General features: G+C 57.4%; 6 protein-coding genes and 3 tRNA genes. 4 read left to right on the top strand and 5 right to left on the bottom strand.

The window, feature by feature from the left end:
- Positions 1–34: 34 nt before the first annotated feature.
- Together E5221_RS08440 and E5221_RS08445 are read right to left on the bottom strand one after the other, a co-directional pair.
- Positions 35–247, bottom strand: a complete 213-nt coding sequence (locus tag E5221_RS08440) for an AlpA family transcriptional regulator (protein ID WP_012112310.1) — start codon at positions 245–247, stop codon at positions 35–37.
- Between the two features lie 118 nt (positions 248–365).
- On the bottom strand, positions 366–1,112 hold the full coding sequence (locus E5221_RS08445) for a hypothetical protein (protein WP_012112309.1): 747 nt from the start codon (positions 1,110–1,112) through the stop codon (positions 366–368).
- Positions 1,113–2,049: 937 nt separating this feature from the next.
- Between E5221_RS08445 and E5221_RS08450 the strand changes: the two genes are divergently transcribed.
- From E5221_RS08450 to E5221_RS08460, 3 genes are all read left to right on the top strand, one after another.
- Positions 2,050–2,125, top strand: a tRNA-Glu gene (locus E5221_RS08450).
- A 3-nt stretch (positions 2,126–2,128) separates the two neighbouring features.
- Positions 2,129–2,204: transfer RNA gene (locus E5221_RS08455), tRNA-Gly, on the top strand.
- Between the two features lie 85 nt (positions 2,205–2,289).
- Positions 2,290–2,365 (top strand) — tRNA-Gly (locus tag E5221_RS08460).
- A gap of 107 nt (positions 2,366–2,472) precedes the next feature.
- Here the strand turns inward: E5221_RS08460 and E5221_RS08465 are convergent.
- The 3 genes from E5221_RS08465 to E5221_RS08475 all read right to left on the bottom strand — a co-directional run bounded on the left by E5221_RS08465 (position 2,473) and on the right by E5221_RS08475 (position 11,495).
- Complete coding sequence (locus E5221_RS08465) at positions 2,473–3,558, bottom strand: fimbrial protein (protein WP_247847105.1); 1,086 nt, start codon at positions 3,556–3,558, stop codon at positions 2,473–2,475.
- Positions 3,555–6,131, bottom strand: coding sequence for a fimbria/pilus outer membrane usher protein (locus E5221_RS08470; RefSeq protein WP_247847106.1), 2,577 nt, complete (start codon positions 6,129–6,131; stop codon positions 3,555–3,557). The genes E5221_RS08465 and E5221_RS08470 overlap by 4 nt, the downstream gene beginning before the upstream one ends.
- Positions 6,132–6,386: 255 nt before the next feature.
- On the bottom strand, positions 6,387–11,495 hold the full coding sequence (locus E5221_RS08475) for an RHS repeat-associated core domain-containing protein (protein WP_247847107.1): 5,109 nt from the start codon (positions 11,493–11,495) through the stop codon (positions 6,387–6,389).
- Positions 11,496–11,940: 445 nt separating this feature from the next.
- Here E5221_RS08475 and E5221_RS08480 point away from each other — a divergent pair, with 445 nt between their 5' ends.
- Positions 11,941–13,827, top strand: a complete 1,887-nt coding sequence (locus tag E5221_RS08480) for a hypothetical protein (RefSeq protein ID WP_247847108.1) — start codon at positions 11,941–11,943, stop codon at positions 13,825–13,827.
- Positions 13,828–13,865 lie beyond the last annotated feature (38 nt).

Here is a 13,865-nt window from a genome sequence, read left to right on the forward strand (position 1 = left end):
CCGTTTGGCGATGGGAAGTCCGAGGGGGAGCGAGTCAGGTGCGGTTGTTAAGGCGTTCGGCGATCCACTGATCGATCTCGACCGAATCCCAGCCCACCGCGCGCACGCCAAGGCGCAACGCCTGTGGAAACTGGCGCTTCTTCATCAGGTTGTAGATGTGGGCGCGTTTGAAGCCGGACTTCGCTTCAACTTCATCGAGCCGCAGGATGCGGCGCTCGTGCGGTGGCAGTACAGGTACTTGCGACATGGCGGTCACTCCTGAACGCTCAGTGGCGTTTGTTGGCGTGACCTCTATTCAATAGACATGGCTGCAAAAAGACATTGCAAATGCAATCTCCGAGACTGCACATACAAGATGGAAGAATTCACGCGGCTGCGCTACGCACATTCTTCCTGGCGTTGGCGAACTTGCCGTTCAAGGTTCGCTCCGTGATGCCCATGGTGCCGCCATAGTGGGCGAGCAATGCGGTGACGATTGCCTCCTGCGTCTTGAAGCTGGAGTACGGCACACCCGATGGGGATTGACCCAGCATCAGCGTCAGCATGCCACCGATGATGTTCAGGTACGTGGTCTCCGCTCGATCACTGATCGCGCACTGCTTGGATGCCAACAGCACCGCGGACTGCTTGAGCAAGGCTTCGTGTTGCGCTTGAAGTTTGCGCATCTCACGCCGGCTATGGTCCAGCGCGGCCTGCAGAGCCTGCCGTTCCAGCAGGATTGCCTGTCCTGTTTCCAGGGTGATGGAGGGATGCGCCATGCGCTCGCTGCGGCTGAACAGGAATCCGGGTCGATGCTCAGGATAGTGAGTGCGCATCCAGCGTTTCAGATCGACGTGGCGGATGGTCAGATCGGGTGAACTCACCAACTCTGGGTCATTGAGCGTGATCCCGTTCTTGCCAAAGGGCAGTTCCGAGTTGAGGATGCCGTCGTAGATGCGTTCCGAGTACAGCCGACACTCGTTCCATCGCGGGCAGTCCAATGTCTGCGGCAGGCACCGCGGTGATGCGATCGAGGCGAGGATCGACGCCTTGTACCGCAACAACCCAGCCCACCGTATGGCAGCTTCGATGGGACGATAGAACACCTTTGATAATGGTGGCTCCTTGTGCATGTTTTCGTCTCCTTTCGGAAGCGCTACATCACCGGCTCCTTTCTCGCCCTGCCAAGGGCTGTTGTGTCGTTATGCCTGTGGCGGATGCCAGGGACGAATGCCCCGGAACGTGGGCGGACGAGATCATGGCATCCGCCACAGGTGGCCCTCTCTTGCTCAATGTGCAAGAATCGACCAGTTGCCGGCCCGTCGAGTAACAAGGAAGAAGCACGCTCGACAATGGCGCTCACGGTGCCAGCGTCATGGGGTGCGTCAGGCGTATCAAGACCGATTCGCTATGGTCTGATATCCCTACGGTTTCACAAGTCGCGCTGGGGCGCAGTCGTTGCTCAACGTCCAGAGGGACGCAGAGAAAACCGCGCGTGTGATGCTTGTTCTGGCATCCTGATATATCGACATAGCATCCAGCGATCCTGGGCTGTGGCCAGTTTGAGGCTGTTGCGCGCCGCTCCCACACGGTCGCCAGCTGACCAGGTGATGTGAACATGCGCCCCATCTTTCCTTGCTCGCCGCTTGGCCTTCATCACGAACAGCCTTGGGCTGTGGTGCGCACGGCATCAAACCAAGCGCGGTCTCAACGTTCGATGCTGATGCCATTCCTGACGCAAGGAGACCTGAGTGTCGAGCGGCGTTGCAGGGGCGGGCCTCTGGTAGCCGTGTATTCTGCGTCGGTTGTCAGGGGATGAAATGGCAGTCCTTGGACGCTGATGGAAGTTGTTGGATGAGTTTTGTTGCCGAGGGCGAAGAACAAGGCTATAATTCAGGCCTTCGCTGCTCACGGCGGCGAAGAATGTGATTGGGAAACAAGGATTTAGCGCCCTAGTGCCTGTCTCGTTTCCCGCTCCAGTTTCTCCGGCAACGCTTAATGGCGGGGCGGGAAAAGAAAATCCAGGCTGAATCGTGAGGTTCGAACCTGGTGCACTGAAAAGTGTCGTGTGTCCCCTTCGTCTAGTGGCCTAGGACACCGCCCTTTCACGGCGGTAACAGGGGTTCGAGTCCCCTAGGGGACGCCATTTGCGGGAATAGCTCAGTTGGTAGAGCACGACCTTGCCAAGGTCGGGGTCGCGAGTTCGAGTCTCGTTTCCCGCTCCAGTTTAAATACTGTGGCGTCTATGCGGTGCAGTGGTGGTGAAGGTCTTCAAGGCGCTTCACGCCGATAGCGGTAAAGTTTCACAATGCGGGAATAGCTCAGTTGGTAGAGCACGACCTTGCCAAGGTCGGGGTCGCGAGTTCGAGTCTCGTTTCCCGCTCCAAATCGAAGAACGAAGAAAGGGACGCAAGTCCCTTTCTTCGTTTTTGTCGTTTGTTTTTCTTCGCCATCCAGACCGCAGGGTATTAACCCTGCGGTCTTTTTTGCCTGTCATTTGTAGCTTACGGTAAAGCTCAGTGCTCCCTCGGCCAAGCCTGGCTTCACTATCGGCGAGCTCTGGTAGTAGCGGGCGAAAAAGTCCAGGCGGGTGATGCCGATTTCCACGGGCTTCATGCGCACTTCCGCTTGCAGGGGCATGGGGTTGCTTGTGTCGCCGCGCAGCAACTGGATTTCGACCCCGTCGGCGTCCGAGGCGCTGGTCAGGCTGAAGCGCCCTTGCGCGGGTACGGTAGGTTTCGAGCCATCGATACCATCCAGTTCTATGTACACATTGGCGGTACCGGGGAGGGGCGCGCTGGCATCTTTGCAGTCAACGAGGTTGATGTGGAAGGGGACGGGTTTCGTCGTTGTGCCAACCCCTTTGAAATCATCGGCCTTGTAGTCGCCCAAGTGTACGGGGTCGGCACTGACTGCATCGGCTTTCAGCGAGCATTGTGCCTGGTTGACTGTCGCGCTCAGGCGATACTCCAGGACCTTGCCCAGGTGATGGATGGACCCATGGAACAGTTCACCGTCTATGCGTTGTGGCCCTGACGCGATCGGGCCTGTCTTGATGAGCCATGCCTGGCCGTACAGCCTGGAAATTCTCAGGTTGAATGGCCCGGCGCCGGCCATGGTGCCGGTATAAGGGATGGTCGGCCTGCCATGGTCTGGGCGAAAGGTGTTGGGGGCGGAGCCATCGAAAGGGTCTAACAGTTCCAAGTACACGCCCACCCCCGGCACATTGGTCTGCATGACATAGCCGTCGACGTTCTTGCCATCTATAGGTGGCAGGCTGCCAGGAAATACCGGAGCGGTGTTGGGCAAGCGGGCGGTAGGTATGTCGAGGTCGTTCCAGAAGCAATTGATCACTGCGCCCTCATTGTTCGTCGTGTCCATTGCGCCGCGGCCGATGACGGTGCCTACAGGCGCATCGCGTGGCACCCAGAATGCGCCTATGTCGCGCTCATAGGTCATGTAGCTGCCGCCCGCATCAAACGCACAGCGTGCCTGTGCGGCGGTCGTCCATAACCCCAGGGCCAAGCTGCAACCGGCGAGCCACAGGCTGCGGTCCAGGGTGAGTCTGAGTATTTTCATAAAAGAGTTTCCTGGGGTTTTTCGTCAGGCAGGGCGGCGCTTGCGCCCGCCTGGGGAAGTGGGCAATTCAAGGTTTTCAGGCGGTAACCGCCGTCCTGTTCGAGGGCTTGCGGGTCGATGCTCAGTTGGCAGACGTCGTCACCGGCACCGCCCCAGATCACCTGTATCTGCTGGTGACCGGCCCTGCGCGCCGACACCAGGGCCTGGCCTGCTTGGCCGACGACTCCTAGCGTCACGCCATCGGCATCGACTACCTGGGCACCGAATGGCACGGGGTCGCCATTGGCCTGTAGCAGCGTCAGCACCAGGCGGGATACATGCTCGGCATTGAACGATGCCTTCATCACCGCACCGCGCCGTGGCACGACTTGTTGGCTGGCATTGCCAATCACCACCTCTGGTGAAAGGTCGTCGGTCTGCAGCACCAGATTATTGAGCCGGTAGGGGCGCAGGTACGGGACCAATGCATAGCCGTCGGCATTGGTACGCGCCGCCGGGGTGTTCTGTACACCAACGCCTGGCACGCCGGGTACATGAACCAGCGCCATGGTTTCCCCCAGATGGCTACCGAAGGCCACACCCTCGTCATGCAGCAGCACGGCGCCACTGGCATTCAACGACAGGCTGCGATAATCGCTGGCTTCGGTATAGCCCATGCCAATACTGGCCTGACTGCCCTGATAGGCCATGGACAGCGCGGCGCTCTTGCGCCCTTGGTTATCATTGGTCAGTGCGGTGTTGTAGCTAAGTCGGCTGTCCAACAAGCCGCCGTTCAGGCTGGCCCGTTCACTGTAGTGGCCATTCTCATGGCGCAGGTCGAAGCTGGCCTGTTGCTGGCGGCGAAAGTCCAGCGGCAGGTTCAGGCTCAGGCCGAAAGAGCGGCTAGCGTGGTTGCTGGTGTCCAGGGCCTGGGTGGCGAACAGGTTGACCCCCACCTTGCCCAGTTGCGTGTTGTACTGCAACTGGTACTGGCGGCGCTGGTAATTGGTTTGCCAGTAGGTGTCCTGGGAGAAGGTCAGACTCAGCGAACTGCGGTCACCTACGTTCTGGTAGACCGAAGCTTCCAGTCGGCTACGGCGGTTGCCAAGGTAATCGATGTTACTGCTGCGCTGTTGCACGGCCTCGTCGAAATCGCGGTAACCCTGGGTCGAGTAGCGGTAGCCGGCGAAGCGCAAGCTGGTACGGGTCTGGAAGCTTTTGCCGTAGCGCAGGGCAAGGCTGTGTCCCTGAACCTTGCCCTGTTCATGGCCCAGCTCGCTGGTAGCGCGAGTGACATCAAACGACAGTGCTCCCAGGTTGCCGACGTCGCGGGCCAGACCCAGCACGCTGGCGTTGTAGTACTCGCTGGAAAGCAGGCCGCCGTACAGAGTGGTGTCCCAGGCACCGCCACGGGCCAGGGTGGCTTGCCAGAAGACCGGGTTGTCCAGTTGCTGCGCGCTTTCATATTGGCCAACGGTGGCGCTGTAGCGCCAGATGCCTTCGCGCAACAGGCTGCCCATGGTCGAGTAGGGTTGGGTGAAGCGGCGTACCTGGCCATCGGCTTCGGTGATGACCACTTCAAGCTCACCATGGCTGGACCCTACGCTGAGGTCGTCGATGGCGTAGGGGCCGGGGGCGACGTAGGTAGCGTAGATGGGGTAGCCATTGTGCAGCACTTCGACCTTGGCACGGCTTTGCGCCACGCCACGGATTACCGGCGCATACTGCTGCAAGGTGTCGGGCAGCATGCCGCTGTCCGAGGCCAGCTGCGCGCCGGTGAAGCGCACGCTACGGAACATCTCGCTATTGGTGAAGGTTTCACCCAGTGTCAGATTGGCCTGCAGGCCAGGCAGGTCGCGCTGTGCATAGGTATCGCTACGTGTCCACTGGCGTTCACCATCGGGCGTCTGGCGCAAGGCCTGCTTGCTGCGCAAGCGCCAGGCACCCAGGTTGATACCACTGTTCAGGTACAGGTCCTGGCTATTACTGCTGCGGCCGTCGCGCTGGTTGCTGTGTTGGGCCGAGGCCTGGTAGTTGATGAACGCGGCATTGATGCCATTGCTCCAGCGTTCTTCCGGAATGCTGCCCGAACGGTCCTGGCGCAGGGCGATCTGCGGGATCGACAGAGCCAGGTGCAATTGTGCGGCATTGAACTCGGCGGTTGCCTGCGGGAGATACTGCGCCAGGTCCAGGCACTGCGAAGTGTCGGGCAGGGGAGCCTCCAGTGCTTGTTCACGCAGGTTCAGACTGCGCAGCAACTCGGCCGTGAGGCAGGGTTGCAGGCCGTCGCCGTGTGGGGCCTCGACGAAGTCGAGTTCCTGTTCCGGTAAGGTGTCGAAGTTGAGCGTGAGTTGAACCCGGTAGCGTCCGGGAGGCAGGCGTGCCTGCGTGGCCAGGTTGCGCAGGGCCAGGGCACCCGCTTCGGCGGGCTGGCCGGGTGCCTGGCGCATGAAGCCAGATTGGAAGGCCATATCGATTTGTTCGGCAGGTGCCGGGCTGGCCAAGGTCAGGGCCAGGCAACCGCCGAGCAGCGGCGGCAGCGGGGCGAGGCGCGGGCGCAACGGCATGAGCCTGCGCCGGTCGAGCTGGAGCATGAGCGAGTCCTGGGCGGCGCCGTCAGACGATGCACCGTTGGGCTCGTGTTAGGCGCCTGGTGCGATATTGGGAGTGGCGTGACGGCAGGTTGCGCTGCGGGATCACGGTTTACAGGCGAGGGCAGGGTAGGGGGGAAGAGGGGGCGGGAATGTAGGAATAGTCAGTAGTCGTGGTGGAAGGAGTCGATGACGAAGCAGGTGGCCCGCTAGCCGGTTCCCGCGGCTTATCAGCTGCGGGAACCGGTGCGATGGGCGTTATCGTTTTAGAGGGGCGGAGATAAAGTTTCCGGAGGTGTCTTTCTGCAAAACGTTGCCTGCTCGGTTACCCAGTGTTGTTAGGTCGAGCTTGAAGATTCCCGGGGGAGCTGGGGCCCTAGTTGCAGTGCGGGTCGCGGCCTTTGCTGCATTTTCGGCACCAAGGCCCGCTAGGGTGCTTGGTCCGTCGCTTACTAGCCCTGGCGTAGGCGAAGGCGAAGGCGAAGGCGAAGGCGTAGGTGTAGGCGTAGTTGTAGTGGGCGGGCTTCCTGGGGCAGTGGTTTGGGTTGCTGAGGAAGTAAAATTCACGTCCCGTACGGATGTGCGAGGCTTGAATTTGAAAATTTTAGCAGGGTTATTGATTACCTTAACCTTAGTCACAACTTTGACCGCGGAACTACTAGCCGACTTCACCGCCTTCACTGCCGCCCTCGTCGATGCCGAACCGTAGCCGCCGGCATACATGCCAATGACGCTGAACACTGTACTGATGTGGAACAGCGCATCCGACAGCTCAGGGTTTTCAATCATCTTTGCAGTTCCCACACCCTGGAGCGCGGCAGCGACACCGTTGGACGCTACCCCTACAACACCCGCCACATAGCCGGCCGTGATGCCGACGGTAGCCGGTGCCGTCCATGGCATGGCGATGGCCGAGACCACGAAGATGGCGGCGGTCGCAGCCACACCAAGCCAGACGTACCACGGTATCTTGGGTTTATTATCCGCGATGAGCTCCAGCGGTGCTTCGCGGCCATGTGTCACCGGTTGGCCACGGTGGCCGGTAGGGTCTTGCCAGTAGACCGGGTTGCCCAAGGCATAGCAGTACGGGTTGATGCCGGCTTCTTCGGGGGGAAGCGAATCTGGGCTATGGAAGCGCTTCAGGTGTGGGTTGTAGGCCCGATAGCCAAGACCCAGCAGGTACCAGCCCAACCAGCCCAACCAGCCAAGGGCGCGCTCACGTGCTTCGCCATTGAACGCCAACAGGCTGCGCAGTTCCTGTGCGCTGTCCTCAGGCAGTTGTTCGCCGTACGGTGAGTAGCATGCATAGCGCGTGGTCTGCTCTTCGCTTTCGCAAATCACACTACCAGTGTGGTCGGTGAGCAGGAAGGTGACAGGCCCCACAGCGTTCTGTTCGGCCACGTCCAGTTGATATTCCGCGCGGGGTTGGCCGCCAGTATGCAGGTACTGAGTCAGCAGTCCGTCCTCAAGGACACTGTCCATTTCATAGCCCAGGTAGCGTCGCTGCTGCCGACTGTTGTCGTTACTGGAATAAACCAGTTGGTCATGGCCGTCATAGCCATATCGCGCTTTCAGCGTGCCAGCCGCATCCAGCACTTGTTGCAGCCGCCCGAAGGTGTCGTAGTACAGCTTGTTACCACATTCGTCGTTGAGCATATTGCCCAGTGCGTCATAGCCGAACGACTGCTCGGCTGGGCAACCCTCCGGCGGCAAAGTGTGTGTGACTTTGTCCAGTTGATAAATATCATGGCTGGCATAGGTGAAGTTTGCATCGTCTCGTTGGCCATCGATGAAGGTCGTTCGGCAACGCTTGATATTGTCCACGTCGTCGAAACTGAATATCTGGGTCTTGATCTGTCGGCCATTCGCGACGGTTCGGGCGGTATCTTCCGGGCAGTCATACTTCGTCAGACGGCCAAGTTCGTCGTATTGGAATGTTTCGTGACGAACACGCCGCCCACCGCGTTCCAGCGTACGCGAATGCAGCATGTCATCGTCCTGCCATACCTGTGTGAAAGTCTGTTCGTGGCCGTTTACACTCAGCGTGCGGCTGATCTCTCGTCCTAACGTATCGTAGTACTGATTACAAAGGGCAACAGGTTGTTGTTCCGGGACGGGGTTGGTTGTATCGCGGGTTTCGGTCGACTTGAGCAGACCGATGTCGTTGTACGCCAAGGTGGATTTCAGTGGGCCTTGTACAATACTGCTGATTCGACCGAGGTCGTCGTACTCATAATTGCACGGCAACCCATCACTGTACCTGCGTTGTAGCGGCAGGCCTTGCCAGGACTGCTGGTAGAAAGTGCTGTACGGCATGCCGCCGTGCTCCTGCCAGTGTTCCTCTGCCAAGTCACCCTGGTCGGTGTAAATATAACTGCGTACCCCAAGGGCATTGCTGGCAGTGTTGATATCCGCGCTGCTGACGTCGTAATCGAAGTCGGCGTTCTCGGTGCTCAGCAACTGGCCTTGTTCTTCCACTGTGGCCGTGAGCTTTTTCGGTTGTTCGGTCAGTTCCGGCTCGTAGTCATAGCGGATGATATGCTTGCACTTGCCTTTGCCGGTCATTTCCAGCTTGTACGCCGTGCGCGTTTCGATCAGTTGAGTTGTGCCCCTGTAGGTATAACATTCCTCCCGTGAGCCCACCGCCAGACGCACCAGCCGATCAAGGCCGTCGAAGTTTCGTTGGTACAGGATCTGCACGGTGTTACTGCCAGCCACTTTCAGTTCAAGTCGCGTAACCAGTTCCCCCGCGCTATGGCTGGCGAATTCGCGCAACAAGGTCGCTCCGTTCGGCCGCTGGTTGCTGAACATTCTTCCCAGCGCGTCATATCTGAACTGGTTGGTACGGGTGATCACCCTGCTGCTGTCGACAGGGTCTCTGATGGTCTCGGTTTCGCTGAGGCAGCGGCCAAGTCCGTCATAGGTGTAGTCGGTGCGACCGACCTGTAATACAACTTTGTCTTTTTCCTCCACCTGTCGGTATTCGTAGATCGGCTTGCCGAAACGGTTCAGCTTGCTGATGTGCAACTGCAGACGCCTGCCTGGCAATTTCGGGCTTTCGATCCAGCGAGTCACCAGTCGCCCACCGGCCTCGAGTGGCGAGTTGTCGACGCGTTCCCTTACGCCATCCGGTCGAATCACTTCACTCCGTTGTCCCCAGCCATCGTAGGCGTAGCGGTTTACCAGCTGCAGCACGCGCTCTGCTTGTGAGCCATCGTTGGCCGGCAGATAGTCAAAGCTGGTTTCGCTGGCCAGGCGGCCAGCCGAGTCATAGCGAATTTGGGATACGGTGCGCGTGATGGGGTTGCCGCTGAGTGGGTGCTTGGCTGTGCGCTGCTCCTTGATAGGGCGGCGGCTGCCGTCGTAAACGATGCGGGTGATGACCCCTTTGCTGTCTGTGATTTCTTCAGCAGCGCGTATCTTTCCGTCATCCTCGAGGAACTTATAGGCCGTCGTGTGTGTAGCGGCAAATGACGTGCCCGGGCTAGCAGTTTGCCCGATGACGCGCCCCAGCAGATCGTGTCGATAGCGTGTGAACACGCCATTGGCGTCCTGTTCCAGTACTAACTGCCCGGTGTGCAAGGCAAAGGTGCTGATTGTCTTTCTCTGCAAGGTACCTGTGTAGTCAGTGAAGGTTTCGGTGTTTTGGCCCCAGCTCAGCGTGCCATCATCTGCCTTGACCTTTTCATACTTCCAACTGCTGACAGCTTTAGTGTCATTGATTTCCAGGACTTGCTTATCGAGTCGACCATGCAGGAACGGCAGGTCGGGCTTGTTGAGGTAGTGGCGCTTTTTACTGTTGAGTAAACGCCCGTCTTCTACCGGACCTTCGTACATGTCTTCCTGCTGCAGCGCCAGCCAATTTGGCAGGTCGGGCAGCTCTGGGTTGATGTTGGCTTGGGGAATCGCAGGTAGCTCGATGTATTTATACAGGCTGCTCAAGACCTGCGCCTTCGGTGCTTCTGGATCGTCTGTGCTGGCCGGGTAAATGGTGGCGGTCATGAGGTTGCGAACGAAGCCTTCCGGGTCTTCGGTGCCAGGATAGTAAGTGCGCTCCATACGCGAGCCGTCGGGTTTGATCTCTGTCAGCAGGTTGCCGTAATTATCGTAGAGGGTGATCGTTTCTTCACTGTCGCCTGGTTCCGAGGAGCCAGCCTGGTGCCAGCTTTTTATAACTTTATGTGGTAGCTGGAAGTATTCAGGCTGGTCCTTGAATTGTGTGTTTTCTTTTTCGTGGTACTTCGTACGGATCGTTTCGATGCAGCCTTGCTCGGTGGTGGTCTGCAGGGTCATCAGATGAAACCGGTTGAATGTACTGACGACCGTCCGCTGGATAGCCTTGCCGAGATAATGTTCGGCAGTCGAGGTGTATTCATAATGGGAGTTGGCGTACCTGTACAGTTGATCTGTGCCGTCATCTCCATAAATGAGGCCAGTGTTATTGCCAAGGAAGTTGTTGCTTGAAAATCGGTAGCGCGTTCGCATGTGGGTGTTGATATCGAGCAGGTCGGGCATGACCACGTGCTCGTCGACACAGGGCAATGTGCGCTCGATACCCGGATATTTATGGCCATCACCTTTGTAGGTTATCGTTTCCACGCCGCCATCTGGGTTTTTGATGCGATTTATGAAGTAAAGTATAACTTTTTCATTGCCTGTGCCTTGTTCATGGCTTTGATAATTCACGTCCCAGTATTCATCGGCCGAGGTGGGCAGGATTATTTTTCTGAGTTGTTCGCTGTCCAGCTTCAGCGTATAGCGCGCGCTGTCGGGAGTTTCCGGGTTGCTTGTAATACTGACCTGATCTGTTAATGAATAGTCGATTTTGAGCAAATTGCGTCCCGTATCGTCCGTGATCGAGGTCAGTCGTGGGTGATCTTTCTCTGTGTCGTACATGAACCTGATGCCATGGCCAGAGGCATTGGTGACGCGTGCCGTTACTGCTATATCGGGGTTGTTGCGTTGCGGTTCAAGAATCTCGATCAACCCAGACTTGTGGGCGATTCGAAAGCGCTTCCTGTTGTCTTTGCTGATGTTCTGGAAGTGAAAACTTTCCAACTTTCCTTCAGGAATTACAGGTTTTTCCCCGGGCCCGTTATCGTAAACTTTAAATGTCTCGCCGGTGTAAAGATCGAGCATGCCGGTGAGGGAGTTGAAGCGGCTGTTTTTTAGGTTCCAACCAATACCAAAACCGGCATTCGTACTATTCATCGGGTTGAAATCAAGTTGCCCGGGATAATCCGGGCCACACAAGTCATTGGCGTTCAGTGGTGGCAGGGCAATGGACTGGGTAAACAAGCCGGTGCGTGGGTCGACACTACTTTGCATGAAGCTGGAAAAATGGAAGGCATTCGATGTGGTTGCCATGGCGTTAGGTCCTGAGAGGTTGATGTGCTGGCCGCGCTGCAGCCCAAAAAGAAAACCTGAATGCGCAGTGGTTCTGCGTGCGCATGAAGCCCGCCTTATCCGCTTCTTCGAGTCGTGTCTTTTCAGCGGGCTGCCCAGGCATTACGAATATCAGAAGCGCTCAGCCTGTCTCGAAGGCTAAGAAAAAAACTACGCCTGCGCACCTGGTAAAACTGATAGGTGCGCATTGCCTGGAAAGCAGCGTGGCGCTGCCGGCTACCTGTTAATTCTGCTAGTTGTCTGCGCCACAGGCCTGCTCTAAAAATGACCTGGCATGTGATCGGATATCAGCGGGTGGCGCTACGGCAACGCTGTCTTGCGTTTCACTCCCTCATGTTCCCCTTATTGTGACCTGCGTATCTGATCTCGTTGTGAAGAGAGGTGCGTATGGAGTGGAGGTATTGATATGGTTGAGCGGCCGGGGCAACCGAATATTGGGCTTTTGAAATCCTCTTCGGTGGATTGCCTGGAACGAGATATCAAAAATAGTGGTTACCGTAAGGAGGATCTTCCAGCTCCTGGCATTCCTGACTTGACTGCGTCCAATGAGATTGATTTGGACAAGTTGGGTGCTAATGACTTGCGCACGACCATTCAGTACGACGGCATGAAGAAAGACGACAGGTTGCGCGTACGTTGGTTAGGGCGGAGTACAACCGGGAAGGCGTTCGACTATATAGGTAATTTTTATATAGAGGATAAAGACCTGCCCGGCGGGCTTGAAGTAAGCATCCAGAACCATTATCTGGTCGACGCTGCCGGCGGAGAGGTATTTTATTCCTACACCTATCAACCTGGCTCGTCTGAAGAAGCCGAGTCGTTGCGCAGGTTTTGCTACATCGGGCTCAGGCCGCGCTTAGGTGAAACGCTGTCAGTACTGCAACTGGTTCAGTCGCACGGCCTGATCATCCAGCCAGACAAGTTGCCTTCGGCCGGGCTGACAGCAATGGTGCCTCGCTATCAAGCAATGCGCGAGGGCGACAAGGTCACCTTCAGAGTCGTAGGGTATGAATCCGACGGTAACGAGGATGAGACCTGGACACGGCAGGTCACCGTAGGCAAGACCCATTTCGATAAACAAGCCATCAGTGAAGTAATTGGGAAGGGGTTCTTCAACTGGATTGAAGAGGGCTACGTGTTGGCGTCCTACACCATAGATTTCGTCGACGGCGGGCAGCTGGAGTCTCCGGTACAGCGTCTGACAGTCGATTCAGGCGCTACGCTACCCGGCTATCTCGATAAACCGTCAATTGACGGGTACACCGAGGGCGATCCGCTGGATCCCAGCAAACACCCTGATGGCTTGGTGGTCAAGGTGCCAGAATATCCTGGCATTGCGGACTCGGACTACATCGTCATGTTGTGGTCGATCCCGGGCGGGGGGCGGCAGTGGCTGCCATCCTTGCGTGTGGACCCGAGTACGCGAGCTTCCGACTCGATCGTCTTCCAGGTTGACCAGGAAATACTCGTCGAGAGCCAAAGCTCCAAGGTAAGTGTTTCTTTCCTGTATGGTCGCCAAGGTGCCGCGTTGCACTCGCAAGTACTGGAAGTGAATGTGCAGCGTGCACGTCTTCCTGATGCCCCGACGGTTGCCAAGGCTACTTCTGATGGTGCGGCAAATAGAGGTCTCATACTGGCGGGCGAGTCTACGGCTGGTGTTTATGTCGATGTGCCTGCGGCGGAGGTGCAAGAAGGAGAAGTGCCCCACGTTCATTGGTGGGGACGCACCCCGTTTGGCCAGTATATCGCCCAGGAACCGGCTTCCCCGGCCAACCCGCTGCGGTTCTGGATCCCCCCGGAATATGTGCCGGCCAATATGGGTAAAGGCGAGAAGGATTTTACCGAGCGCTTCGATGTTTTCTATCGTTTGACGCGAGGCGACGACTACGTCCAATCGCAACCTTACAAATTGCGTATCAAACCCTTGGCGACATCTACTTACCCATCTGTGAGATGTGAGGGTTTCGATGACGGCGGAGTATCCCTTGCCGCTGTGCCCGAGAAGGGGCTTGGGCTGATGTTGGATACTTGGACATTCGTAGCCGCAGGTCAGTTGCTGACTATCGAAATGTCCGGTGTGGACAAGGCGTCACAACCGGTCAGGGTCATCGTAAGGGACGCTAAAGCCGTCACGGTCGACGAGGCGAATAATGGGGTCAAGGAGTTACTCGCCAAAGACCATCTTAGAAAATTGAAAATAGATGATCGTTTCACGTTGAGCGCTCGGGTGAGCTTTAACGGAGGCGAACATTTCTTTCAATTCATTCCTTATTCATTGCCGCTGCGCAACTAACAGGTTGTTCACTGAGTGAATATAGGGGCGGTCCAGAA

Origin of the sequence: Pseudomonas sp. A2 (genome assembly GCF_023100865.1) — a bacterium.
Classification (GTDB): Bacteria; Pseudomonadota; Gammaproteobacteria; order Pseudomonadales; family Pseudomonadaceae; genus Aquipseudomonas; species Aquipseudomonas asiatica.